This is a genomic window from Prevotella sp. lc2012 (genome assembly GCF_900107065.1).
In the GTDB taxonomy this organism is placed as follows: Bacteria; Bacteroidota; Bacteroidia; order Bacteroidales; family Bacteroidaceae; genus Prevotella.
This window is the reverse complement of record NZ_FNUF01000007.1, coordinates 35,915-62,257: the sequence shown is the minus strand read 5'-3', so window position 1 is coordinate 62,257 and position 26,343 is coordinate 35,915. Positions and strand designations below refer to the sequence as shown.

At 46.0% G+C, this 26,343-nt stretch carries 25 protein-coding genes; 18 read left to right on the top strand and 7 right to left on the bottom strand.

The window, feature by feature from the left end; translation table 11 throughout:
• Positions 1-71 precede the first annotated feature (71 nt).
• Together BLU99_RS11780 and BLU99_RS11775 are read left to right on the top strand one after the other, a co-directional pair.
• Positions 72-578 carry a hypothetical protein gene (locus BLU99_RS11780; protein ID WP_143065766.1) on the top strand — a complete coding sequence of 169 codons (507 nt, stop codon included), beginning with the start codon at positions 72-74 and terminating at the stop codon, positions 576-578.
• The gene (locus BLU99_RS11775) at positions 575-1,489 is read left to right on the top strand and encodes a DMT family transporter (RefSeq protein WP_091902328.1); all 915 of its coding nucleotides are present in this window, start codon (positions 575-577) and stop codon (positions 1,487-1,489) included. Before BLU99_RS11780 ends, BLU99_RS11775 begins: the two co-directional genes overlap by 4 nt.
• 71 nt (positions 1,490-1,560) lie before the next feature.
• On the opposite strand, the gene BLU99_RS11770 is transcribed toward BLU99_RS11775, so the two are convergent.
• From BLU99_RS11770 to pheS, 3 genes are all read right to left on the bottom strand, one after another.
• Positions 1,561-2,874, bottom strand: coding sequence for a nucleobase:cation symporter-2 family protein (locus BLU99_RS11770; protein WP_091902326.1), 1,314 nt, complete (start codon positions 2,872-2,874; stop codon positions 1,561-1,563).
• Positions 2,875-2,890: 16 nt separating this feature from the next.
• Positions 2,891-3,511: a xanthine phosphoribosyltransferase gene (locus BLU99_RS11765; RefSeq protein ID WP_091902324.1), complete on the bottom strand. Its 621-nt coding sequence runs from the start codon at positions 3,509-3,511 to the stop codon at positions 2,891-2,893.
• 197 nt (positions 3,512-3,708) lie between these two features.
• On the bottom strand, positions 3,709-4,767 hold the full coding sequence (pheS, locus tag BLU99_RS11760) for a phenylalanine--tRNA ligase subunit alpha (protein WP_091902322.1): 1,059 nt from the start codon (positions 4,765-4,767) through the stop codon (positions 3,709-3,711).
• Positions 4,768-4,900: 133 nt separating this feature from the next.
• Here pheS and BLU99_RS11755 point away from each other — a divergent pair, with 133 nt between their 5' ends.
• From BLU99_RS11755 to BLU99_RS11745, 3 genes are read left to right on the top strand one after another with little or no spacing between them, the layout of a single operon-like run.
• Positions 4,901-5,740: a DUF4348 domain-containing protein gene (locus BLU99_RS11755; RefSeq protein WP_091902319.1), complete on the top strand. Its 840-nt coding sequence runs from the start codon at positions 4,901-4,903 to the stop codon at positions 5,738-5,740.
• A complete protein-coding gene (gene murB / locus BLU99_RS11750; protein WP_091902390.1) occupies positions 5,737-6,741 on the top strand; it encodes a UDP-N-acetylmuramate dehydrogenase in 1,005 nt (334 codons plus the stop codon). Before BLU99_RS11755 ends, murB begins: the two co-directional genes overlap by 4 nt.
• Positions 6,742-6,750: 9 nt before the next feature.
• Positions 6,751-7,512, top strand: a complete 762-nt coding sequence (locus BLU99_RS11745; protein ID WP_091902317.1) for an MBL fold metallo-hydrolase — start codon at positions 6,751-6,753, stop codon at positions 7,510-7,512.
• A 422-nt stretch (positions 7,513-7,934) separates the two neighbouring features.
• Here BLU99_RS11745 and BLU99_RS11740 read toward each other — a convergent pair whose 3' ends face one another.
• Genes BLU99_RS11740 through BLU99_RS11730 form a run of 3 tightly spaced genes read right to left on the bottom strand, consistent with a single transcriptional unit; the run spans position 7,935 to position 8,807 of the window.
• Positions 7,935-8,201, bottom strand: a complete 267-nt coding sequence (locus BLU99_RS11740) for a hypothetical protein (RefSeq protein WP_091902315.1) — start codon at positions 8,199-8,201, stop codon at positions 7,935-7,937.
• 26 nt (positions 8,202-8,227) lie between these two features.
• Complete coding sequence (locus tag BLU99_RS11735; protein WP_091902313.1) at positions 8,228-8,578, bottom strand: hypothetical protein; 351 nt, start codon at positions 8,576-8,578, stop codon at positions 8,228-8,230.
• A 16-nt stretch (positions 8,579-8,594) separates the two neighbouring features.
• Entirely contained in the window at positions 8,595-8,807 is a 213-nt protein-coding gene (locus BLU99_RS11730; protein ID WP_091902388.1) for a YtxH domain-containing protein, read from the bottom strand.
• 215 nt (positions 8,808-9,022) lie between these two features.
• On the opposite strand from BLU99_RS11730, the gene BLU99_RS11725 reads away from it, so the two are divergent.
• From BLU99_RS11725 to BLU99_RS11685, 9 genes are all read left to right on the top strand, one after another.
• Complete coding sequence (locus BLU99_RS11725) at positions 9,023-9,514, top strand: SPOR domain-containing protein (protein WP_091902311.1); 492 nt, start codon at positions 9,023-9,025, stop codon at positions 9,512-9,514.
• 3 nt (positions 9,515-9,517) lie between these two features.
• The gene (ruvX, locus tag BLU99_RS11720; protein WP_091902309.1) at positions 9,518-9,931 is read left to right on the top strand and encodes a Holliday junction resolvase RuvX; all 414 of its coding nucleotides are present in this window, start codon (positions 9,518-9,520) and stop codon (positions 9,929-9,931) included.
• A 50-nt stretch (positions 9,932-9,981) separates the two neighbouring features.
• Positions 9,982-10,542, top strand: coding sequence for a peptide deformylase (gene def / locus BLU99_RS11715; RefSeq protein ID WP_091902308.1), 561 nt, complete (start codon positions 9,982-9,984; stop codon positions 10,540-10,542).
• A gap of 71 nt (positions 10,543-10,613) precedes the next feature.
• The gene (locus BLU99_RS11710; RefSeq protein ID WP_091902307.1) at positions 10,614-12,578 is read left to right on the top strand and encodes a tetratricopeptide repeat protein; all 1,965 of its coding nucleotides are present in this window, start codon (positions 10,614-10,616) and stop codon (positions 12,576-12,578) included.
• A gap of 133 nt (positions 12,579-12,711) precedes the next feature.
• Positions 12,712-14,655, top strand: coding sequence for a threonine--tRNA ligase (gene thrS / locus BLU99_RS11705; protein WP_091902306.1), 1,944 nt, complete (start codon positions 12,712-12,714; stop codon positions 14,653-14,655).
• A 169-nt stretch (positions 14,656-14,824) separates the two neighbouring features.
• On the top strand, positions 14,825-15,556 hold the full coding sequence (gene infC / locus BLU99_RS11700) for a translation initiation factor IF-3 (RefSeq protein ID WP_091902305.1): 732 nt from the start codon (positions 14,825-14,827) through the stop codon (positions 15,554-15,556).
• Between the two features lie 72 nt (positions 15,557-15,628).
• Positions 15,629-15,826: a 50S ribosomal protein L35 gene (gene rpmI, locus BLU99_RS11695; protein ID WP_091902304.1), complete on the top strand. Its 198-nt coding sequence runs from the start codon at positions 15,629-15,631 to the stop codon at positions 15,824-15,826.
• A 32-nt stretch (positions 15,827-15,858) separates the two neighbouring features.
• The gene (rplT, locus tag BLU99_RS11690) at positions 15,859-16,203 is read left to right on the top strand and encodes a 50S ribosomal protein L20 (protein WP_091902303.1); all 345 of its coding nucleotides are present in this window, start codon (positions 15,859-15,861) and stop codon (positions 16,201-16,203) included.
• 202 nt (positions 16,204-16,405) lie between these two features.
• Positions 16,406-18,325 carry a hypothetical protein gene (locus tag BLU99_RS11685; protein WP_255397563.1) on the top strand — a complete coding sequence of 640 codons (1,920 nt, stop codon included), beginning with the start codon at positions 16,406-16,408 and terminating at the stop codon, positions 18,323-18,325.
• Between the two features lie 10 nt (positions 18,326-18,335).
• Here the strand turns inward: BLU99_RS11685 and BLU99_RS11680 are convergent, their stop codons facing one another.
• Positions 18,336-20,507, bottom strand: coding sequence for a Tex family protein (locus BLU99_RS11680; RefSeq protein WP_091902302.1), 2,172 nt, complete (start codon positions 20,505-20,507; stop codon positions 18,336-18,338).
• Between the two features lie 89 nt (positions 20,508-20,596).
• Between BLU99_RS11680 and BLU99_RS11675 the strand changes: the two genes are divergently transcribed.
• The 4 genes from BLU99_RS11675 (at position 20,597) to BLU99_RS11660 (ending at position 26,319) form a co-directional block, all read left to right on the top strand.
• Positions 20,597-21,220: a LolA-like protein gene (locus BLU99_RS11675; RefSeq protein ID WP_091902301.1), complete on the top strand. Its 624-nt coding sequence runs from the start codon at positions 20,597-20,599 to the stop codon at positions 21,218-21,220.
• Positions 21,217-23,214 (top strand): ABC-F family ATP-binding cassette domain-containing protein, encoded by a 1,998-nt coding sequence (locus BLU99_RS11670; protein WP_091902299.1) that lies wholly within the window; start codon positions 21,217-21,219, stop codon positions 23,212-23,214. The genes BLU99_RS11675 and BLU99_RS11670 overlap by 4 nt, the downstream gene beginning before the upstream one ends.
• A gap of 13 nt (positions 23,215-23,227) precedes the next feature.
• On the top strand, positions 23,228-25,261 hold the full coding sequence (locus BLU99_RS11665; protein WP_091902297.1) for a M13 family metallopeptidase: 2,034 nt from the start codon (positions 23,228-23,230) through the stop codon (positions 25,259-25,261).
• Between the two features lie 116 nt (positions 25,262-25,377).
• Positions 25,378-26,319, top strand: a complete 942-nt coding sequence (locus BLU99_RS11660) for a zinc ribbon domain-containing protein (protein ID WP_091902295.1) — start codon at positions 25,378-25,380, stop codon at positions 26,317-26,319.
• The last annotated feature ends 24 nt before the right edge of the window (positions 26,320-26,343 follow it).

Here is a 26,343-nt window from a genome sequence, read left to right as displayed (position 1 = left end):
AGGATACGATGCTCGGAAAAATCAAAAAACTTTTGTTTTTTCTCTTGCTTATTCGTATCTTTGTCGGCGTTATGATACCGATATTGCAGATTATACCTATCATGTGGCACGCTGTTCGGCCAAGTAGGGTCGGTGATATGCCTGCTGTTGTCAATCGATTCTGGCTTCGTAAGGGGTATGAGGGATTGACATTCTTCGGTACGATTCTGACGCCTTCCCAGGAGGAAGCTGATCGTTTCAATAACTCTCATGATCCTATGAAGAATCATGAGATGATTCATCTGCGTCAGGCACAGGCTACTGGTGACTCGTGGCTCCGCTTCTATCTATTATATATATGGTATTGGTTCTTCCTTTCCTGTTTCTGTGGATTAGCTGTTCGTCGTCAGCTAAGAAACGCTGCCTATCTTCTCAACCCTTTTGAGATGGAGGCTTACGATAGGATGAACGATCCTGATTATCTTGCTCAGTGCAAAGACGGGGCGACGGAGTGGCGCAAGTATGCCCGGATGTCTGTTAAGGAACGCCTCCGTCGATACCAGGAAATTCGTCAACAATTAAAACGTGATAAACGATGAAAAAGAATCTTTCTCGACAGAACCGAGTACAGGCGCACGGCGCAATCTTCCTTGCTAATACGATTTTCGGACTTGGTGTCCCTGTAACCAAACTGCTGCTCAACGACTGGGTAACGCCTATGGGGTATATGGCTTCCCGGAGTCTCGGGGCCTGTCTAGTGTTCTGGCTAATCGCAGCATTCCTTCCGAAAGAAAAGGTGGAACGGAAGGATCTTGTCACGATTCTCATTGGAGGCCTGTTGGGGTTTGTTATCTCCCAGACCTTAACGGCATGGGCACTTGACTATACGAGTCCTGTGTATTTCTCGTTGATTGCCACGCTCACTCCTGTGGCTGTGATGCTCTGTGCTGCTTTGACCATCGGTGAAAGAATCACATCGATGAAGTTCGTCGGCGTGTTACTGGGTATCGGTGGTGCCGTCTTGATGGTTCTGATGAGTCAGTCGATGGGATCCGGGAAAAATGATCTGCTTGGTATCATCCTGGCTATCCTTAGTGTACTTACATGGGCTGTATACTTGATTATCACTCGTAATGTGGCTTCGAAGTATTCTCCGGTAACACAGATGAAATATGTGTTTCTGATCTCTGCTATCGTGACGGTGCCTATCGCTCTGCCAGAATTGTCACAGAATGCACTGTATACGCCAGCGTGGGATTGGTACGGTGTGCTTGAGATGGCCTTTATCGTACTGTGTGCCACGGCTCTCGGCTATTTCCTCATACCTTATGCGATGAAATATCTGCAGGCCACGACGGTATCTATCTATACCAACCTGCAGCCTGTCATTGCTTCCTTTGTCGCTATTATACTTGGACAGGATATCCTGACATGGGATAAACCTGTAGCAGGTATCCTTGTGTTGCTCAGTGCATATATTGTCACGGTTGTTACAGCAAAGGAAAAATAATGGATGAAGGTAAATAGAAAAATCCAGAAGACAAAACTTCTGGATTTTTCTATATATTATAGCGGATTTGACTATTCAGATTGACTGTTGGCTTCCTCTTTGGGAAGTAACAGGTTCAGAACGACTGCAAGGATGAAGACCACTGCCACGCAGTTCTCAGCAAATACTGTCCTGACGATCTGTGGGAAAATAGAGAACATCTCTGAGGCCTGCGTGAATCCTAGTCCTACGCTGAGCGACAGGGCAACGATAACCATATTACGGTTGTTGAAACCACATTTTGCCAACATACCGAAACCGGCATACATGATAGAACCGAACATCATGATCGTACATCCACCGAGCACAGCCTGTGGAATCGCGGTAAGCACTGTTCCGACGATGGGGAAGATACCTCCGAGAATCATAATGCACGCTCCGGTGGCAATGGCAAAGCGGTTCACGACGCCCGACATGGCTGCGAGTCCTACATTCTGACTGAATGAGGTGATGGGGGTACAACCGAACAGGCCGGCAACACTGCTAACGAATCCGTCGCAAGAGACACTTGCCCCTAACTCTCTATCGGTGGGGGCACGGTGGATAGCTCCAGAACAGAGCGCACTCGTGTCGCCAATGGTTTCCGTTGCAGATACCAGATATATGGCGATAATCGAGAGAATGGCTCCCAACTCGAACTCTGGTTTGAAGGGTAGCAGTTGGGGTAGTGAAACGATGCCGATGTCTTGCAGGCCAGATAAATTGACCATACCCATGCATGCTGCCACGATATATCCGGCAATCAGACCGATTAGAACAGACAGTGAGCGAAGGAAACCTTTTGCAAATACTTGAAATCCCAGACACACAAGTAGCGTGAATGTACCTACCATCCAGTTTTGTACAGAACCAAAGTCGGCGGCGCCTTGTCCTCCAGCAAACGAATTGGCACCGATAGGTAATAATGAAAAACCGATGGCCGTAACAACTGCTGCAGCGACAACGGGGGATATAATACGAATCCAGAACTTAGCCAAGAGCCCCAAGACTCCTTCAACAATACCACCAATGATGACGGCTCCAATCAGTACTCCCATGCCTTGACTCGTGCCGATGAAGATAGCCAGTGAAAGGAAAGTGAAACTGATACCCATCACGATAGGCAGTCGTGAACCGATACGCCACAAAGGATAAAGTTGTATCAGTGTACCGATACCAGCAATAATCATACAGTTCTGGATGAGCGTCGCACTGATGGCAGAGTCAATACCCACCACATTGGCCAGGATGATAATAGGGGTGATGTTGCTTACGAACATGGCCAGCACATGCTGGAGCCCAAAAGGAATGGCTTGTACCATGGGTACACGACCATCCAACTGATAAAGATTACTTTTGCTTGTCATGATGGATAGTTATGAATTATAGATGCTTGATTCTTGTATCTCCTAGCTCATGTCTCGGCTGATCACGGAAGCGGATAGCCTGCGTCTGCCAGTCCATCTCCTCAATGATGGCTATGGACTCCAGACGAAAGCCTTCCTCACGTAACTGTTGTCCTCCCTTTTGCTGTCCCTTCTCAACAGCAATGCCTATGCCAGCGACTTCTCCTCCTGCCTGGTGAACTAAATCTATGAGGGCATGTACGGCTTGTCCGTCGGCGAGGAAGTCATCTACGATGAGAACATGGTCTGTAGCATGAAGATAGGGCTTAGATACAAACACGCTGTTCATCTTCTTATGAGTGAAAGAGTAGGCCTGTGACATGTATTTGTCATCTGTGCTGTTGGCCGTCTCACTTTTCTTCGCAAAGACAACGGGTACGTCGTACAGATCGCCGAGCATGGTAGCGATGGCGATGCCGCTGGCTTCGATGGTGAGCACTTTGTTGACGGTCACATCTCTGAAACGACGTTTCAGTTCATAAGCCATCTGTCGCATGATGTCGATGTCAATCTGATGGTTTAGGAAACTGTCAATCTTTAGAATATTCCCGGGCTTGATGGTACCGTCTCTCAGGATTTTCTCTTCAAGGAAGTTCATAGTTTTTAATTATTTGGATACAGGGGTTATATTGGTATATGCTGTAAAACCCATCGCAAATATATGGTAAAATTTTGACACTCGCAAGTTTTCTTTCGGATTTTTTGACTGGTTAGGATAAAATGACTGTATAGGCAAAAAGAAATCGGCTCAAACATCATAACGTTTGAGCCGATGCACTTATTATCTTTATTTGCTTAGTTGGCTGATTCAAATTCCTCAAGGAAACGGGTGTCGTTCTCTGAGAACATACGAAGGTCTGATACACGATACTTCAGGTTCGTGATGCGCTCAACGCCCATGCCAAAGGCATAACCGCTGTAAATCTTAGAGTCGATACCGCAGAGTTCCAGCACGTTCGGGTCGACCATACCGCAGCCAAGAATCTCAACCCAGCCTGTGTGTTTGCAGAAACCGCAACCTTCGCCACCACAAATGAAGCATGAGATATCCATCTCTGCAGAGGGCTCTGTGAAGGGGAAATAGCTTGGACGAAGACGAATCTTCGTGTCGGCACCGAACATCTCCTTGGCAAAAGACAGCAGCACCTGCTTGAGATCAGTGAATGATACGTTCTTGTCGATGTAGAGACCTTCTACTTGATGGAAGAAACAATGAGCGCGTGCGGTGATGGCTTCGTTACGATAAACACGTCCCGGACAGATGACACGGATGGGGGCAGTGAGCTTCCCGTCTTCTGTATGCATATTCTCCATCACTCGGGCTTGCACACTTGAGGTGTGCGAACGCAGCAGAATATTCTTTGTAACATCGTTGGGGTGCTGGCTCACGAAGAAAGTGTCTTGCATATCACGAGCGGGATGGTCGGCAGCGAAGTTCATCTTTGTGAACACGTGATTGTCATCTTCAACCTCAGGACCGTCGGCCAAGACGAATCCCATTCGTGAGAAGATATCGATAATCTCGTTTGTGACGATAGTCAGTGGATGGCGCGTGCCGAGTTGTATGGGGTAGGGTGTGCGTGTCAGATCAATAGTCTCGTCACTACCTTCTTGTTCCTCACATGCCTCACGCAATTGGTTGATGCGCTCAGTGGCCAGCGTCTTCAATTCGTTGATTTTCATTCCGACAGTCTTTTTCTGGTCGGCTGCCACATTGCGGAAATCATTCATCAGTGCGGTAATCTCTCCCTTTTTACTGAGATATCTCAATCGGAGCTGTTCGACTTCCTCTGCGTTTTTTGCGCTCAATTCCTGTACTTCTTTCAGAAGTTCATCAATCTTGTCAAGTATCATATGAATGTAAAAATTGCAATTTTGCGTGCAAAGGTACGAAAAAAAAGAGAATTATGGATTAAGATTTAAGAATTATTTCGTACCTTTGCCGAAATTTGCGAGAATTAGGTGATTTGATTAGGTAGACAAGATAATGAAAAGGTGTTTTTTTGCGATTATCGCAGGCTTGCTGCTCATGTTCTCGTGTACGGGAAACAAGGCGAAGCAGGCTGAGGAGGTGCCTGAAGACTCTGTCGCTGATACCACGGATCAAGCGGTAAGTGACACGATGGAGTTGTTGATAACTGAGACGCCGATGCCGAGAGCCGCCGATGTGATGTTTGACGACTTTATTTTTAATTTCGTAGCCAACATGAAGCTGCAACGGGAACGTATCATTTTTCCTCTTCGGATGACGGAAGGGGAAAAAACGGAAAAGGTGGAAAAAGCACAGTGGCAGATGGAGCACTTCTTTATGCGTCAGGGATACTACACGTTGCTTTTCAATGATGACCGGCAGATGAGGCTGATGAAAGATACTGCTGTCAGTGAGGCTATCGTGGAGAAGATCTTGTTGAAGAAGGGACAAGTGAAGGATTATATGTTCCAGCGTATCAAAGGCGCATGGATGCTTAAGGAGGTCAAGACAACTTCGCTGGAAGAAAATGTTAATGCTTCATTCCTTACGTTCTATAACCGCTTTGTGACTGATAGTGTTTTTCAGGTGCAGAGCCTGAACTCGACAGTCCAATTTGTCGGACCTGATCCGGATGATGATTTCCAGATGATGGAGGGTGTTATTACGCCAGATACATGGGAGGCTTTCGCACCGCAACTTCCTTCTAAAATACTTTATAATATCATATATGGCAGACCGGAAGCAGAAGGTAGCTCAAAGATCTTTCTGTTGAGGGGTATTGCTAATGGCTTGGAAATGGAACTTCGTTTTCGGAAGAACCATGGAAAGTGGCAGTTAATGAAAATGACGACGTGATAGTTAGGGATGATTATAGTCTGAGGACGCATAACACATTCGGTATTGATGTCAAGTGTCGTCGGTTCGTGGAGTTTGAGAATGACCATGAAGCGATGGAAGTGGCTGAGATGCTGCGTGAGTCAACTCTACCCTTTTTAATTATTGGAGAAGGCAGTAACTTGCTTCTTACTCGCGATTTCGATGGTATCGTTGTCCGTTCGGGTATTAAAGGCTATACTTTCGAGACTGGCGACCGGATGGTTTGTGGGAGCGGTGAAGTCTGGGACGATATGGTGGCTACAAGTATTGAGGCCGGTTATTATGGGATGGAAAACCTCTCTCTGATTCCTGGTGACGTCGGAGCATCGGCTGTGCAGAATATTGGTGCATACGGTGTTGAGGCGAAGGATCTTATCCTTTGTGTATGGGCGATAGAGATTGAAACTGGAAAAACTTGCATATTTGATCATGACGTATGTGAATATGGCTATCGTCAGAGTCGCTTCAAGCATGATTGGAAGAATAAGTTTCTCATCACTCGTGTGAGCTATGGCTTGTCGAGAGCCTTTCAGCCTCATCTGGATTATGGAAATATCCGTCAAGAACTGCAACGGAAGGGTATTACGTCTCCCTCTGCCCAACAACTACGTGATACGATTATTGAGATCAGAAATGCAAAACTGCCAGATCCGAAGATTGAGGGAAATGCTGGTAGCTTCTTTATGAACCCCGTAGTCTCCAGAGAGCAATATGAACGTTTGGCCGCCCTGTATGAGGGGATGCCTCATTATCGTGTGGACGATGAACATGAAAAAATCCCTGCAGGCTGGATGATAGATCAGTGTGGATGGAAAGGTAAATCGTTAGGACGGGCTGGCGTTCATGATCGTCAGGCGTTGGTGCTTGTGAATCGCGGTGGAGCTACAGGTGCAGAGATCGTGGCGCTCTCAGATGCAATTCGACGAGATGTTAAGGAGAGATTTGGTGTCGATATTCATCCTGAAGTAAATATTATATAAGTTAATCTAATGAAACTGACATTCCTTGGAACGGGGACTTCGTGCGGCGTGCCGGTGATTGGTTGCCAATGTGAGGTTTGTCAGAGTAAGGATCCTCATGATAAACGGACTCGTTGCTCGGTTCTTGTTGAGACGGAGCAAACAAGACTGTTGATCGATTGTGGGCCGGATTTTCGTCAACAGATATTATCTCAGCCGTTCCGTCGGATCGATGGTATACTGATTACGCATTCTCATTACGATCATATGGGGGGTATGGATGATATCCGCCCTTATTGCCAGTTTGGTGCGATAGATGTCTATGCGGATCCTATCGCTCGGAAGGCTATGCTGGAGATGCTGCCGTATTGTTTTGCAGAGAATCGCTATCCTGGTGTTCCGGCTATTGGACTTCATGAGATTCACGCTCACCAACCTTTATCGATTGGTGATTTTGAAATTATGCCGATTGAGGTGATGCATGGTGAACTCCCTATATTGGGTTATAAGATAGGGACGTTGACTTATATCACAGACATGAAGTCCATTAATGAAACGGAGATGAAGTATCTGGAAGGAACAGAAGTGCTTGTTGTCAATGCTCTCCGTTTTGTGAAGCCGCATCATTCTCATCAGTTGGTGGATGACGCGGTCTCCTTTGCCAGGAAGGTTGGAGCGAAACGAACTCTTCTGATTCATGTTTGCCACGACATAGGCCTCCATAAGGACGTGAATAGTTTGCTACCTAAAGGGATTGAATTGGCATATGATGGTGAGGAGATCCTTATATAGCAGTGATCTTGTCTAAAGACCGTTATTTGTGTTAAGGAGTCTTAATTTTGATGATTTTCCTGATGAAATACTTGCAAAATGCAGAAAGACTTTGTATCTTTGCAACGTGTTTTTCATAGTATTAGATTTAAGGTTAACAAGGTTTTGGGTCACAGCGGTGACCCTTTTTTATTTTGAAAGAATATGTTATTACAGTGTCTGACAATAGGCCTTTTGGCTGTTGCTAAGAGTGCCCAATCGTATGTGCTTGGAAATGCTCTTCATTGTCAGAGTGGTTGTGATTCCTTTTTGGCAGAAACGTGACTTTAGTCATGTGACAGCAACAATGCACCTCTATGATGCCAAATCATGAGGTGCAGAGCGTGGATGTGAATGTAGATGGTAAATTTAGTCTATTTGGGGCAAAGAGCCCCATTTCATAATTAGTGTTTCTTCCTCCTGAAAAGTCCTCCATAACCTTTCATTAGTTTCCGAATCAACAGGAACGCGTCAATGGCTGTAATGCTATTAGTAATCAGTCCTGCAACATATTCCCCTTTGGTATTACCCTCGCGTTTGATGAACGTCCGATTCCATAAAGTCGTGAATTGGCTGTTGTCACGCTCCAACTCCTCGGCGATCTCCTCCTTACGTAGGCGGATCTCATCGAGAGTACGGTAGTTGGGGGATGTTTTTTTGACGGGGAGCATAAATGTGAATATATTAATGAATATACCTATTTGCTAAGTAGAAGTCCTGCGAGAAATCGCACCAGTGGTTTCTCTATCCATGATTTACGGAAGACAAGAAAGAGGATCAATAGTAGCAGATGTAGTCCTCCCACGATGAGGAAAGCCTTCGCCATGCCGATGGATACTGATATCCAAGAGACCAAAGCAAAAGAAAAGTACATCAAAACAGCCACGATGATGAAAAAGAATATAATCGCTAAAGCGGCAACCGTCAATAGACGGACCACCTTGTCAATTACATCGAGCTTCACATATTCGGTTTGAAGTCCGAGGTAATGTTTCAGCACTTCAACCAGTTGGGCTATCGACTCAACATTCTTATCGCTGGAAAGCATCTGTCTTTATCTGGATTTATTCTTCTTCTGCAGCGTCTTGAATATCGTCAATCAAGTCACCTACTTCCTTGCGGCTGAGCTTGATGTTGTGCTTCTTCAGAAAATCTTCTACTGCATCAGTAATCTTTACACGTGTGTCCTGGCCTTTTTCTGGCGCGACCAAGATGCCCAAAGCAGCGCCGGCAATAGCACCACCAAGGAATGCGCCAAGGTAACCTAAACTTTTCATAATCTTCTCTTTTTTAATTGTCAAACATGATTTCTCTATGCAAATATACAAAAGAAATCCATTGTAATGCAAAAAACACTCAAAAATTTTGTAAAAAAGTTGGGATTTCCTTGATTTAACAAACTTTATGTGCCTTTTTCGCATACATTTGCTTGATATTTTGTAATTTCGCAGCAAATATAGAACTTAATCACCATTTATTAAATACAAAAACAATGAAGAAGTATACCCTTTTGTGCGTAGGTTTATGCGCAGCAATGGCTTTTACAAGTTGTAAGTCTAGTGAGAGTGCCTATAAGAAGGCATACGAGAAGGCGAAACAGTATGACACAGCAACTCAGCAGGTCGCTCCTCAGACGGGCGAGGCTGTTGTCGCTCCAGTGGAGGCAAAGCCTGCTACGGAGACTCGTGTTGTTGATAACCTCGATAACGTGTCCGTACGTCAGGAAAGCGTCTCTCTTGTAAGCGGTCAGGGTTTGAGTGCATATAGTGTGGTTGTTGGTTCTTTCGGATTGCTTTCTAATGCAGAAGGTCTCCAGCAGCGCCTCAAGGATGCTGGTTATAACGCTCAGATTGTGAAGAATAATGATCGTAACATGTATCGTGTGGTGGCAACCACCTATGCAAGTAAAGGTGATGCAGTCGCAAGCCGCGACCAGCTCCGTTCTACATATCCCGATGCATGGTTGCTTTATAACGCCCAATAGACATTGGCGCGAATATTAGCTATCGATTACGGTCGGAAACGTACCGGATTAGCAGTCACCGATCCTCTGCAGATTATTGCCGGAGGATTGGCGACTGTTTCTACATCGGAGTTGTTTGAGTGGCTGAAAGCCTATATGCTCAGGGAACAGGTGGAACGTATTGTTATTGGTGAACCTCGGCAGCCCAATGGCCAGCCCAGTGAAAATATGGCGCGTGTAGAACAGTTCGTCAACCGTTGGCGTAAAGCAGTTCCTGAGGTTCCTATTGAGTATTATGATGAGCGTTTTACCTCTGTTCTCGCCCATCAGGCAATGCTTGATGGAGGTCTCAAAAAGAAAGCCCGTCGGGATAAATCTCTTGTTGATGAGATATCAGCTACCATTATCCTGGAGGATTATCTTCGTAGTCGACAATAGTATCGTTTGTTTTTTTCTTTTTTTATTTTAAGGTTTATAGCCGCATATTTATGATTTTACCTATATATATTTACGGTCAGCCTGTACTTCGCAAGGTGGCTGAAGATATCACTCCGGACTACCCTCAGTTGAAAGAATTAATTGTTGATATGTGGGAGACGCTGGCTGAGTCGGAGGGAATAGGATTAGCAGCTCCACAGATTGGAAAGGCTATCCGTTTATCGGTGATCGATCTTGATGTGATCTCCGAAGATCTGCCAGAGTATAAGGATTTCCGTAAAGTGTTTATCAACCCACATATCATTGAATATGATGAAGAGAATACTGATAGCATGGAGGAGGGATGCCTTTCACTACCTGCTATCCACGAGAAAGTGACGCGTCCTACACGAATTCACGTTGAATGGGATGATGAGAACTTTCAACATCATGATGAGTGGGTTGATGGCTATCTGGCTCGTGTGATGCAACATGAGTTTGATCACCTCGATGGGAAGATGTTTATTGATCGTATTTCTCCTCTTCGTAAACAACTGATACAAAGCAAACTTCGTGCCCTTGTTCAGGGGCGCTATCGCTGTGGATACAAGACGAAACCAGTGAGGCGGTGAGCAAAGAAAAAAACATAGAATACGGCCGTCTCGTGGCAGGAGACCATAATAGATTCTTCTGCTTCAGATGGATGCTTAGAAGATTCTATTCTGTTCTTTTTTTGTTGCTTCTTCTGTTTCCTTCATATTCTCTAGCCCAGTTTAATACCGATCGGCTTGTTATGATAGGTCGATCGGCCCTTTATTATGAGGATTATGTGCTTTCTATCCAATATTTTAATCAGGCAATCAGTCAGAAACCTTGGCTCTATGAACCATGGTTTTTCCGAGGGGTTGCCAAGTTTTATCTTGATGACTTCCGTGGGGCAGAGAGCGATTGTACAGAAGCGATAGAACGTAATCCCTATGTGGTCAGTGCTTGGGAACTTCGAGGACTTTGTCGTATTAATCAGAAGAAATATGCCGAGGCTGTAACTGACTATGATCGTGCTTTGCGCTATGACCCAGAGAATCAGGCCCTGTGGCATAACCGCGTTCTTTGTTTGATTCAGAATAAAGAATATGACCGCGCGTTGGCACAGATTGACACGATGATCACTCATTGGTCAAAATATGCCAGAGCCTATTCGATGCAGGCAGAAGTGTTCCTGCTTTTGAAAGACACGACGAAGGCCATCCGATCTTTGGACAAGAGTCTAGAACTTGATCCCTACGATGGTAGTATCTGGGCTGAACGAGCTGTCATCAGTCTTGCCAGGCAGAAATGGAAAGAGGGCGAGGAATTTCTTAATAAAAGTATTCATCTAATACCCAAACATTCTGGAAATTATATCAATCGGGCTATGGCGCGATATAACCAGAACAATCTTCGTGGAGCGATGGCCGACTATGATACTGCCCTCGATCTTGATCCTAACAATTTCCTTGGTCACTATAATCGTGGGCTTCTTCGTGCGCAAGTTGGTGATGACAATCGCGGTATTGAGGATTTCGACTTTGTGTTAAAACTTGAGCCTGATAACTTGATGGCTCTTTTTAATCGCGCACTCCTGTTAGAACAGACGGGAAACTTCCGTGCCGCTATTCGGGATTATTCGAAGGTCATTGAGGAATATCCCAATTTCTGGTTTGGTCTTCAGCATCGTGCCTCTTGTTATCGTCATCTTGGTAACACGAAACAAGCAGAACTCGATGAATTCCGGATTCTCAAGGCACAGATGGATAAACGTTATGGAAAACAACCTCGTCTGTCAAAGAAACAGATGCGCAAACGTAGTGATGAGGACCTGGAAAAATATAACCAGTTAGTCGTTGCTGATGAACAGGAAGTTGAGCATGAATACAAGAGCGACTATCGTGGTCGTGTACAGAATCATAAAGCAGATCTCGCTTGGCAGCCGATGTTCGGCTTGTCCTTTATACGTCCGCAGAACGATGTGAAGTCAGAGACAGTCTATGAGAGTACCGTCGAAGCGTTTAATGGCCAGTCACATTCGCGAACCGTCTATGTGACGTGCGACCAGACAAATCTCAGTGAGGAGCGTATGAAACAAACCTTTGTTTATATAGATTCTCTTAGTACTGCTATCGCTGATACAAAAACTACAGCCATGATTGGACCGCTTCTGCTCCTCCGCGCGGTAGCTTATTGCACCATTCAGAACTTCGATAATGCAATCGATGATTTGAGTATATGTCTTCAGATTGACTCCACTTCGTCGTTGGCTTACTGGCAACGGGCTGTTTGTCAGGCAAAAATCAATGAGTTTAATGCCTCTCAGGGGACCAATACCGATCTCCAATCGGCCAACGTGCTCGGTGATCTTTCAGATGCTATTCTGTTGACTCCTGAAAATGCTTTCCTGTATTATAATAGAGGCAATCTTTATGCCTTACGTGGTGATTATCATCGTGCCATCGATGATTATACTCGTGCATTGGAATTGGAGGATCATCTTGCAGAGGCCTATTATAACAGAGGATTGGCACGAGTGTATGTTAAGAAGATTGCTGAAGGTGTAGAGGATCTTAGTAAGGCAGGTGAGTTGGGGCTCTATACTGCTTATAGTGTTATAAAGAAGTATCGAGATAAGTAAAAATGTGAATAAGTTGGATGTCTAAATGATATCAACTATAACCCATGCTTGTTTTTTGGACTGGATATTTGGTCGTTTCAGAGAAAGTATGTACCTTTGCAGGCACTTTTAAATTCAAACATATATTGTAGATATGATCAACATTACATTCCCAGACGGATCTGTTCGCTCGTATGAACAGGGCGTGACTGGTTATCAAATTGCAGAGAGCATTTCGCCGGCTCTTGCACGCAGCGTATTGGCCTGTGGTGTGAATGGTGAGACTGTAGAGCTAAACCGTCCTATTCAAGAGGATGCGACGATAGAACTCTACAAATGGGAAGACGAGCAGGGTAAGCACACATTCTGGCATACATCTGCGCATTTGTTGGCTGAAGCCTTACAGGAGTTGTATCCAGGTATCCAGTTCGGTTTTGGACCCGCTGTCGAGAATGGCTTCTTCTATGATGTGCTGTTGAAGGACGGTGAGAGCATCAAGGAGAGTGATTTTCCCAAGATTGAGGCAAAGATGAAAGAGCTGGCGGCGAAAAAAGAGCCGGTGGTTCGTCGTGAAGTGTCGAAAGCCGATGCTTTGAAGGAGTTTTCTGCTGATGGACAGACTTATAAGTGCGAGCACATTGAGCAGGACCTAGAAGACGGCTCGATCACAACTTATACGCAGGGTAATTTTACTGATCTCTGTCGTGGTCCACATCTTGTTGACACAGGTGAGATTAAAGCTGTAAAACTGACATCTGTTGCAGGCGCTTTCTGGCGTGGTGATGCAACTCGTGAGCAGATGCAGCGTCTGTATGGTGTTTCTTTCCCAAAGAAGAAGATGCTTGACGAGTATCTGGTGATGCTTGAGGAAGCAAAGAAACGTGATCACCGTAAGATTGGTAAGGAGATGGAGCTCTTTATGTTCTCTGATAAGGTCGGAAAGGGCTTGCCCATTTGGCTTCCGAAAGGTACGGAACTTCGCCTGCGCCTGCAGGATCACCTGCGTAAGGTTCAAAAGCGTTTTGGTTATCAGGAGGTGATAACACCGCATATCGGTTCAAAGAATCTTTATGTGACTTCTGGTCACTATGCTCACTATGGCAAGGATTCTTTCCAGCCAATCCATACTCCAGAAGAAGATGAGGAGTACATGCTTAAGCCGATGAATTGTCCTCACCACTGTGAGATCTTTGCTTGGAAACCTCGTTCATACCGTGATCTGCCATTGCGTATCGCAGAGTTCGGAACCGTCTATCGTTATGAGCAGAGCGGTGAGCTTCACGGTTTGACTCGTGTACGTTCGTTTACACAAGACGATGCCCATCTTTTCTGTCGTCCTGACCAAGTAAAACAGGAATTCCTGAATGTGATGGATATTATCGGAATTGTGCTGACGGCATTTGGTTTTAACTTTGAAGCGCAGATTTCACTTCGTGATCCTAACGATCATGAGAAGTACGTGGGAACAGACGAGGATTGGGCTCTGGCGGAGAAGGCCATTGTTGAGGCATGTGAGGAGAAGGGATTACCTGCAAAGGTGGAATACGGTGAGGCCGCTTTCTATGGTCCAAAACTCGACTTCATGATTAAGGATGCTATCGGCCGCCGTTGGCAGTTGGGCACTATTCAAGTGGACTATAACTTGCCGAAGCGTTTTAACCTCGAATATACGGATGAGGATAACCAGAAGAAGACTCCTGTGATGATTCATCGTGCGCCATTTGGATCGATGGAACGCTTCTGTGCTGTGCTCATTGAACATACCAGTGGACACTTCCCCTTATGGCTCACCCCCGACCAGGTCGCAATTCTTCCTCTGTCTGAGAAGTATAATGACTATGCTCAGGAGGTCGCTAAGAAGTTTGATATGGGTGGAGTACGTGCTACAATTGACCTACGTAATGAAAAACTAGGTCGTAAAATCCGCGATAATGAACTTAAGCGTATCCCCTATATGGTGATCGTAGGTGAGAAGGAACAGCAAGATGGTACTGTCGCCGTTCGTCCTCAAGGAGGTGGAGAACAAAGTGTGAAGACCATCCAAGAGTTTATCGATGAAGTGAATACCCGCGTCGCAGAAATGACGAAAGATTTTTGATAACAGTGATAGAATGAAGTTATGAAATAATGGATATGTGAGATGTAAATCGAGGTACCATATGTTAAATAAATATAAATATTATGGTTTAAAGATTGTTTCATTTCTTCATTATTTCATTTCTTCATTTATTTATCGTAATTTTGCAGCCGATTTTAAAAAATAGTGGATGAAGAATGACAAATTAAAGAACCAGTACCGTGTCAATGAACAGATTCGAGTACGTGAAGTTCGCATCGTGGGAGATGATGGCTCGTCTGTCGTTTCTACTCGTGATGCATTGAACATGGCCCGTGAGCAAGGCGTTGATCTTGTGGAGATTTCGCCAAACGCAAATCCGCCAGTATGTCGTCTCATCGACTATTCTAAGTTCCTCTACCAACAGAAAAAGCGCCAAAAAGAAATGAAGGCGAAGCAGGTGAAGGTTGAGGTAAAGGAGATTCGTTTTGGACCTCAGACCGATGAGCATGACTATCAGTTCAAACTCAAGCATGCCAAGGAGTTCCTGGAGGAGGGCAATAAGGTAAGAGCTTATGTGTTCTTTCGTGGACGTTCTATCCTGTTTAAAGAGCAGGGTGAGGTGTTGCTCCTTCGTTTTGCTAACGATCTGGAGGAGTGTGGAAAGGTTGAGTCGATGCCATCACTCGAGGGAAAGAAAATGTTTCTCTATCTGGCTCCCAAAAAAGCAGGAGCTCAGAAGAAGAGTCAGCAGGCTCGTGACCGTGAGGCCGCAGAGGCGGAGGCGAAAGAGGCTGCTAAGTTGCAGAGGGAACAAGAGGTCGAGGAGGCTGAATCTCGTCCGATTTCGGAGCGTTTGCAAGACAGCCAGAATAGTGGACTGTTTGCTAATGCGAAGATTTCTGCTGACGCTCTGAAGAAGTTGCAGGAAGCGAAAGATTAAAGAAAAAGAAGATGGCGCGCCCGGTATATGCGTTGCTGTCAGTTAATAATAACAATTTAAATTTATAAAACAATGCCAAAAGTAAAGACAAACTCCGGCGCAAAGAAGAGATTCTCATTCACCGGAACAGGTAAGGTAAAGAGACGTCACGCTTACCACAGTCACATTCTGACCAAGAAGACCAAGAAGCAGAAGCGTAACTTGGTGGGTACAACAATTGTAGATCAGAGCAATATGAAGCAGGTTCGTGACCTGTTGTGTCTCCGTTAAACCTATTGTCGAACATTTAAAGTAGAAAAATTATGCCAAGATCAGTAAATCACGTTGCATCAAGAGCAAAGCGCAAGAGAATTTTGAAGCTTACCCGCGGCTATTTTGGAGCCCGCAAGAATGTTTGGACAGTAGCCAAGAACACATGGGAGAAAGGTCTGACCTACGCCTATCGTGATCGTCGCAATAAGAAACGCAATTTCCGCGCCCTGTGGATTCAGCGTATTAACGCAGCTGCACGCCAGGAGGGAATGAGCTATTCTGTATTGATGGGCAAGCTTGCCAAGGCTGGTATTGAGATTAACCGTAAGGTGCTCGCCGACCTTGCCATGAATAATCCAGAGGCTTTCAAAGCTATCGTGGAGAAAGTAAAGTAAAGAAAAGTCTTTATGAATAAAAACAGGTGCTACTTGCGAGTAGTACCTGTTTTTGCGTTTATGGTATAAGACGTCCTTATGTGTGACTTTATGTAACATATGAAAAAGACGTAGTTTTTTCCTGTTTGTTTATGTCGTTTCAAGAAAAAGATTTATCTTTGCAAGTGAAATCTCAAACTATTCATTAACCATAAAAAGACTTATGAGAATATTATCGATGATGGCGGTTGTATCAAGACTGCTTGTGAAGGGTAGTGTTTCACTGCATTTCGTTCTTTGTCTGTTTGTGTGTCTGATGACTGCTATACAGATGGAGGCAAAACATAAGAATTTCAAAGTCTCAGTCTATGTACGTGCCAACGAGGTGGATAAAATGAAAGACACCAAATGGCTAGAATCGTCTTGGGCAACGATTTCTAGTCAGTTGGATGTTGATAAGATATATCTGGAGACACATAGAGATATGTTGCTTGTAGATGATGGAACGATAGAGAAGGCCAAGGCATTCTTTCAAAAGCAAGGCATAGAGGTTGCAGGCGGTATTACCTATACTGTCAATGAGAGTAATGAATTTGAGACATTTTGTTATTCTGATCCTGAGCATAGGAAGATTGTCAAGCGGATTGCCGAGACGACAGCCAAACATTTCGACGAATTCTTGCTCGACGATTTTTTCTTTACCAGTTGCAAGAGTCCTGTAGAGATTGCTGCAAAAGGCGATATGACATGGACAGAATATCGGCTGAAACTGATGAACGATGCTGCCAAGAACCTTGTAATAGGTCCTGCAAAAGCAGTAAATCCAAAGGTGAAAGTTATTATCAAGTATCCTAATTGGTACGATCATTTTCAGGGGCTAGGTTTCAATCTGGAGGATGGACCGCGGTTGTTTGATGGTATTTGGACAGGTACGGAGACACGTAACCCCGATGGAGACCAACATCTGCAGAACTATCTAAGCTATCAGATTATTCGTTATTTTGAGAACCTGAGGCCTGGTTATAACGGAGGAGGATGGGTTGATGCTGGCGGAATTCAGATGAGCATGGATCGTTATGCAGAACAGCTGCATCTGACGGCTATAGCAAAAGCGCGCGATGTGATGCTTTTTGCTTATAATCAGTTGTTGGAGATTCCGTTGCTCGATAATTTCCGTGCCCCATGGCAGGGAACTGGGACAAGCTGGAATTATGATGAGATGAGGGCACCATATAAGAATGGTAACCAGACCGTGACCCCGACTACGATGGCGCGTATTGCTGATGTGGCTTTACGACAGGCAGATGAGTTGGTTGGGAAATTAGGAAACCCTGTGGGTATTCAGTCGTTTAAACCTTTCCATGCATTGGGTGAGGATTTCCTTCAAAACTACTTAGGGATGATAGGTCTTCCTATGGATGTGTATCCATCTTTCCCGAAGGGACAGAAAGTCGTATTACTGACAGAACAAGCGGCAGGCGATCCTGACATAATGGATAAGATCAAACAGCAACTGCTTGGTGGGCATGATGTGGTAATCACCAGTGGTTTACTGAAGGCCATCCCAAAGAAGATTGCACAGGTCTGTGAGTTGCGCTGTTCTGACATGAAAGCAATCGTGAATGACTTTGGTCGATATGGAAAGAGCTCGCGCGAGATGATTATCCCGCAGGTTCTCTATCAGACAAACGACAGTTGGGAAGTTGTTAGTGCAGGACGCCCGTTGAAAGGAGGTGTGTCTGGCTTCCCAATTCTTCATAAGGCCAAATATGCTGATGCCTATCTTTATGTGCTTACAATCCCTGATGACAAGGGAAACCTTTATGATTATCCAAGTCTTGCACTGAATGAGATACGTCGAGTGATGAGTCAGGATATGGACTTCTACCTAGAAGGTCCATCTAAGGTTTGCCTCTTTATGTATGACAACCACACTTTAATTGTGGAAAACTTCAATGACGAGCCTGTTGATGTTAAGTTGGTTGGCGTCACTGATGGTTTTAAGAAACTAACGAGCCTTCAGGATAGCAGTACTATTGATGGTAAGGCTGAAGCTGTATGGATCGGATGGAAAAAGAGCGACAAGACGAAATTCGCCCTGTCACTGAAACCTCATTCCTATCAGGCTTTTAGGTATGAATAATCCTTTTAGCCTATACGCCTTTTAGCGAGAGAGAGATACGGTTACGCCGTCTGTCGACCTCGATGACACGTACACGGAGGTGCTGATGGAGTTTGACTGCATCAAGTGGGTGAGCAATGCGACGGTTGGACATCTGTGAGATGTGGATAAGTCCATCCTGATGTACACCGATGTCAACAAAAGCTCCAAAATTGGTGATGTTGGTGACAATTCCCGGTAGAATCATTCCTTCTGTTAGGTCGTCAATTGTTGACACATTTTTATCGAATTCAAACTCTTCCAGTTGTTCGCGTGGGTCACGCCCAGGCTTCTCTAGTTCGTGTAGGATATCGGTAAGGGTGGGGATGCCTACTTTGTCAGAAACATATTTTCTGATGTCGATGGCCTCACGCTTCTCTTTGTCTTTAATCAGATCTTTGACGTTACATTTCTGATCCTTTGCCATCTGCTCTACAATAGGATAGCTCTCTGGATGTACTGCTGAGTTGTCGAGCGGGTTTGGGGCTCCTGGGATACGAAGGAAGCCTGCACACTGTTGATAGGCAGCTGGTCCGAGGCGTGGCACGTCTTTTAGTTGTGCTCGTGAGGTGAACGCACCATGTTCTTTCCGATAGTCAACGATGTTCTTGGCAAGTGTCGGGCCGAGACCGCTGACATACATCAGCAAGTGTTGAGAGGCAGTGTTGAGATTGACACCTACGGCATTGACACAGCTTTCGACGGTCTGGTCAAGTGAATGCTTGAGTTTGGCTTGGTCTACATCATGTTGATATTGTCCTACACCGATGCTCTTCGGATCTATCTTCACCAGTTCCGCTAAGGGATCCATGAGTCTTCGGCCGATGGAGACTGCGCCACGTACAGTGACATCCTCATCAGGGAACTCGTCACGGGCAATTTTCGAGGCAGAATAGACAGATGCTCCGGATTCGCTAACGACAAAGACCTGTGGCTTCGAACTTACAACTTGTTGCTTCGTGTCGGTATTGTATCGTCCAGCCAGCACATCGTGTATGAAGTTGACAGTCTCTCGACTGGCGGTGCCGTTGCCGATCGAGATGGCTTCAATCTGATATTTCCGAATCATCTGTAGGAGGGCCATAGCCGACTCCATGTGCTTGTTCACAGGCGGATGGGGAAATATGGCTTCATGATGCAGCAGATTACCTTGTGCGTCAAGACAAATCACTTTGCATCCTGTACGGAATCCTGGGTCGACGCCCATCACCCGTTTCTGACCGAGAGGTGCTCCTAGGAGTAACTGTCGGAGATTCTCTGCGAAGACGCGAATGGCTTCTTCATCGGCATGTTCTTTGCTGAGAGAAGCGAACTCGTTCTCGATAGCTGGTTTGAGTAACCGTTTGTAGCCGTCGTCGACTGCTTCGCTGACTAATAAGCCGCAGGGCGTATTCCCATATACATAATGACGTTTCAGACGTTCTGTGGCCTCTTCGTCATCAGGCGAAATACTGATTCGGAGTATTCCTTCGTTCTCGCCTCGACGCATGGCGAGCAGTCGGTGGGATGAGCATCGCTTGAGTGGCTCCGACCAGTTAAAATAGTCGCTGTATTTTGCTGCCTCGTCTGTGTCTGCCTTAGCCTTGACTACTGTTGAGGAGATGATTGCCTGACGGGAAAACGCATTGCGGATCTGCTGCCGTGATCGTTCGTCTTCGCTGATGGTCTCGGCTATAATATCCTGAGCACCTTTGATGGCAGCCTGAACATCCTTGACGTCACCCTTGACATAGCGTTCTGCTGCTCGTTCAGGATCACGTTCACGTTGGAGCAGGATAAGTTGGGCTAAGGGCTCCAATCCTTGCTCTCTTGCAACCTGAGCACGGGTGCGCCGCTTAGGCTTGTATGGCAGGTAGATATCTTCGAGCACAGTAGCGTCCCAGCACGCTTCGATGCGCTGGTTGAGATCGGGTGTCATCTTGCCAAGGTCAGTAATGGTCTTCACAACAGTCTCTTTCCGTTTCTGGATCTCATGCAGTTTCTCGTACTTGTCACTGATGGCGGCAATCTGGACCTCGTCTAGTCCTCCTGTACGTTCTTTTCTGTATCGTGAGATGAAGGGAATGGTGCAGCCTTCATCGATCAGTGCGATGGTGTTGGCAACGGCACGCTCCTGGATATTAAGTGCATCGGCGATGAGTTTCGCGAATATATTCTTTTCCATGATAACCTTTGTTAATCTTTAAAAATCTGGGGCAAATATAGCAATAAAAAACGAAAAAATGTGTAATTTTGCAGTTCGAAAGCAGAAAAATGAAAATAAAGTTTAGGATAATGCTCTGTGTGATGCTACTATTGGCATCGCAGACGATGATGAGGGCGGAGGAGACAGCCAACTCCCGTCAGGCGCGACGTATCTTTAATTCCGCATACCAACAGGTGTTTGGTGAGCAAGGTGCCACCATGCGTTATGATGTTAACATAACGGGTATCTACAAGACCTATGGTACTATCTGGTACAAAGGAAAGAAAAGTAAGTTCGTAGATGCTAAGATGAACTCATGGAACGACGGCACGACGGTATACACCATTAAGAAGAGAAAGAAGGAAGTCGAGATCCACAGTGCGAAGAACAATCGTTCGGATAAATACTCACAGAAGTTCAAGTTCGAGCCTGATAATTACGACTACAGCATTGCCAACCATCAGGACGGACTGATGCTGACACTGCGAGTGAAAAAAGGTATGAAGGGAATGAAGGAGATTCATGCCCTTGTCGAGCGCAAGAGCTATCGTCCGATCAAGCTCCGAATCAAGGTGGCATTCATATGGACGACAGTCAAGATATCGAACTTCCAATCTGGTGATATCGATGATGAGATGCTTCGTTTCCCTCGTGAGGAATATAAGGATTATACGTTTGTGGACAAGCGATGATATCTGTAGACAAACTGAAAGTGGAGTTTGGCGTTAAGCCATTGTTCGTCGATGCCAGTTTCGTCATCAACGACAGAGACCGTATTGCCCTTGTAGGAAAGAACGGTGCAGGAAAGTCAACGATGCTGAAGATTCTTTGTGGTCAGCAGAAGGCGACGGAGGGAACGGTGAGTATACCGAACGATTGTCGAATCGGTTATCTGCCGCAGGTGATGGTTCTGCAGGATCATACGACAGTACGAGAAGAAGCGCAGAAAGCGTTTGCTGATGTCATGAGACTGAAGGAACGATTAGACAGGATGAACCAAGAACTTGTGGATCGTACCGACTATGAGAGTGAGGATTATCTGGCGCTGGTTGAGAAATTCACTACAGAGCATGAGCGCTATCTGATGATGGGCGCAGAGAACCACGAAGCCGAACTGGAACGAACACTTACGGGACTTGGTTTTGAGCGTACGGACTTCGAGAGACCCACTTCGGAGTTTTCTGGAGGCTGGCGTATGCGTATCGAACTGGCGAAGATCTTGTTACAGAAGCCTGACGTACTGTTGCTCGACGAGCCGACAAACCACCTAGACATCGAGTCGATACAATGGTTGGAGCAGTTCCTCGCGCAGAGCTCAAGTGCGGTGGTACTTGTCAGCCACGACCGAGCTTTTATCAATAATGTCACGAACCGTACGTTGGAAATCTCTTGCGGACGCATCGTTGACTATCGGGTGAAGTACGATGAGTATGTCGTGCTCCGTCAGGAACGCAGGGAGCAACAGATCCGTGCCTACGAGAACCAGCAGAAAGAGATTGCCGACATGCGGGCTTTCATTGAGCGTTTCCGTTATCAGGCCACGAAGGCTGTGCAGGTGCAGCAGAAGATCAGACAACTGGAGAAGATCGTACCTATCGAGATTGATGAGGTAGATAATTCGGCCATGCACCTGAAGTTTCCGCCTTGTTTGAGAAGTGGCGACTATCCTGTCATCTGTGACGAGGTGAGGAAGGACTATGGCTCTCATACTGTTTTCGACCATGTAACGCTCACCATCAAGCGCGGCGAGAAAGTGGCGTTTGTCGGAAAGAACGGCGAAGGAAAATCTACGCTTGTTAAATGCATGATGGGAGAGATCCCATTTGATGGAGAACTGAAGATCGGCCATCAGGTGCAGATTGGCTACTTCGCTCAGAACCAGGCGCAACTGCTTGACGAAAACCTGACGGTGTTCCAGACAATAGACAACGTGGCAAAGGGAGAGATCCGTCTGCGTATTAAGGACATCCTTGGAGCGTTTATGTTTGGCGGCGAAGAGGCTGACAAGAAAGTCAAGGTCCTCAGTGGTGGCGAACGAAGTCGCCTGGCGATGATCCGCCTGTTGCTGGAGCCTGTCAACCTGTTGATTCTCGATGAGCCGACAAACCATCTGGACATGGCGTCGAAGGATGTGCTTAAAGAGGCTATTAAGGCCTTTGGCGGAACGGCTATCATCGTGTCGCATGACCGTGAGTTCCTTGACGGTCTCGTGACAAAGGTCTACGAGTTTGGCGGTGGCAGAGTCAAGGAGCATCTTGGTGGTGTCTATGACTTCCTGCGGGAGAAAAAGATATCCGAACTTAGTGAACTGGATGGGACGGGAAAGAATGCCCTCCGAGGAAACATGGACTTTCCTTCGGGGAAACCTGGACTTTCCTCCGGGGAAAATCCCAGTTCCCAAGCGGTGAACATGCGGGAATCGGCATCTAAGGCTCTCAGTTATGCCGAACACAAGGAACAGCAGAAACGCATCAAACGTGCGGAAAAGGCAGTCAAGGAGTCGGAGGCGAAGATCGAAAAGATGGAACAGCGTCTGAAAGAACTTGACGACCTGCTGATGGTGCCTGAGAACGCCTCAGATATGACGCTAGTGACGGAATATACTTCGACGAAAGGCTGCCTTGACGAGGAAATCGAAAAATGGGAGCGGCTGAGTGAAGAACTGGAAATGTTAAATCAATCATAAATATAAAGGAAAAATGAAACGAATAATCATGATGATGACAATTGCATCAGTATCTGTGAGCGCTTTGGCTCAGGAACCGTTGCACTCAGGTCTGGACGTGACAGACTTTGACACAGCCATACGACCAGGTGACGACTTCTATGGATATGCATGCGGTGGCTGGATGACGAAGAATCCGCTGCCTGCGGCCTATTCACGCTACGGTAGTTTTGACAAACTGCAGGAAGATAACAATAAGCGTATCAACGCGATTCTTTCGGAGTTGCAGAACAATACCTACGAAGAGGGGACAATTGAGCAGAAACTCAGTGATCTCTATAAGTTGGCGATGGATATAGATCGACGCAATCAGGACGGTGTGGCACCTGTCATGCCTCTCATCAAGCGTCTGGAGGCAGCCAAGACAAATCAGCAACTGCTCGCCATCCAGTTGGAGCAAGCTCCGTATGGTGAAGAAGAGTTCTTTAATGCTGGTTTCGGAGCAGATGACAAGAATGCTACACAAAATATCCTCAATGTGTATCAGGGAGGTTTGTCGCTAGGTCAGAAAGAATATTATCTCGATAATGACAAGGCAACGGCAGACATCCGTGAGGCATATAAAAAGCATATCGTCAAGATGTTCCAGCTTTTTGGCTTCAGCAAGAGCGCAGCAACGGCCAAGATGAAGAACATCATGAAGGTAGAGACTGCCCTGGCCAAGGTATCTAAGTCGCGCACAGAGCTTCGTGATCCTGAGGCTAATTACAACAAAATGACTCTGGCTGAGTTCGTGAAAAGATACCCCAATCTCCCGTTAGAAAAGGTCATGAATGCCAGAGGCATAGAAAGTAAGTATTTTCAGGAAATGGTTGTGGGACAGCCAGCTTTCCTTGATGGAGCCAACCAACTTGTGGGAAGCATGAAGCCCTCGGAATACCGTGATGTGATGGAGTGGGGCATCATCACAGAATCTGCAAACTATCTGTGTGATGCAACCATAGCAGAAAGCTTCGATTTTGAAGGTCGTGTGCTCTCTGGTCGTAAGGAGAACCACCCGTTATGGAAGCGCAGTACCTCGCAGGTGGAGCGCGTGATGGGTGAGGCTCTTGGAAAAATCTATGCAGAGAAGTACTTCCCTGAGTCTTCGAAGCAACGTATGACGACGCTCGTGAAAAATCTACAGATTGCTCTTGGAGAGCGTATCGCAGCCCAGGACTGGATGAGTGATTCAACAAAGGTGAATGCCTTGTTGAAGTTGAATACGTTCTATGTGAAGATTGGCTATCCTGATAAGTGGACAGATATCTCGGATTTAAAAATTGATCCTAAAAAATCTTACTATGAGAATATGCTGGAATGTAGTCGTTTTTGGACAAAATGGGCTATTGATCATCGGGTAGGGAAACCTGTCGACCGTGATGAATGGCATATGACCCCACAGACTGTGAATGCATATTACAATCCCACGACTAATGAGATTTGTTTCCCTGCAGGAATACTTCAGTATCCGTTCTTTGATCCATCTGCCGATGATGCCTTTAACTATGGCGCTATAGGTGTGGTTATCGGCCACGAGATGACACATGGCTTTGATGATCAAGGACGTCGTTTCGATAAAGACGGAAACATGAAGGACTGGTGGAAAGAGTCGGATGGAAATAACTTTACAGAGAGAACGGGCAGATATGCAGATTTCTTCTCGGCTATCAGTGTGTTACCTGATTTGAAGGCTAACGGTCAACTGACCCTTGGTGAGAATCTGGCTGATCATGGCGGGCTTCAGGTCGCTTACACAGCATACAAGAATGCAACAAAATATCAGCCGTTGGGAGTGATTGATGGACTGACCGCCGACCAGCGCTTCTTCCATGCGTATGCTGGTGTATGGGCAGGAAATATTACAGAGGCTGAGATCCGAAAGCGTACAAAAAGTGACCCGCATTCCTTGGGACGTTGGCGCGTGAATGGAGCTCTGCCGCATGTTGATGCATGGTACGAGGCCTTTGGCATAAAGGAGGGTGATAAGATGTTTATCCCGAAGTCAGAGCGCCTTCAACTTTGGTAGAATTCAGGAACCTTGATAAAATGCCGTCGTAAATATAAATTTACGGCGGTTTTTTTGGTGATTTAAATATTTTTATTTATTTTTGCACCTAACTTAGTTGTTTCAAACGCGCGTTTATGAACGAAGAAGATATAACTTTAAACCCAGAACAGATTACTCCCGGAACGCAAGAAGCCCAGCGCGAGAACTCTCATGTGGAAATGCTCTCTGAGGTGCAGGAGCAGCAGGAAGAACAGGCGCAAATGTCGCAGAGGGTACAGTGCCCTCATTGCGGAGCGCTAAACGAACCGGAAGCGCTGTTCTGTGCTTCCTGCGGAAACGCAATCGTGATGACGACCTGTCCGAACTGTGGCGCATTGCTTGAACCGGATGCGGATTTCTGTGAGGTATGTCGTCATTATGTCAGGAAAGATGTGTGCTCGTTCTGTGGTACTCCTATCTCAGACGAAGATGCTTTCTGTCCGGAGTGCGGCAGTCCTCGTGGCGGTATAGTCTGTCCTGTCTGTCACACGTTGAATGACTTCGCTTTTTGTAAACAGTGCGGAACCCCTCTGACAGAAGAGGCTCGCCAGTTGGCAGAACAAGTTAATGAACTTCCTGAGTTTAAAGAGATGCAGAAATTGGCGTGGGAGCTTCAGCAGATGGAGAACGTCGTCCCTTATTCCTCTGAACGAGACCTGCATCGTGATCAGCGAAATATCAAATTGCGTGAACGCGTTTTGACGTTACTGGCACAAGATAGAGGAATCGCTCATCCTGTGATTGCAGAATCAGGGAATAAGCGCATCAGCAAGGAGGAGTATGACGCGAAGAGACAAGAACGCCTCAAGAAAATCGCGGATATCTTGGAGCAGATGGCACAGACGCCTCAGCCCAAACCAGCCTTGGTCCGGAACTATGCTATGGCGTGTCGGCCACAGGGGGTAAGACTTGCTTGGGAGTGTAATTATAAGCATGCATTGCATTCCAGTCCGTGTGGTTGTGCGAAACCACAACTGGGTGGAAAATGGGTTATTTTAGGAAAGAACACGAAGAAGGATATTAAAGACGATGAGTGATGGGCACGCAAAGAACTCTTGGTC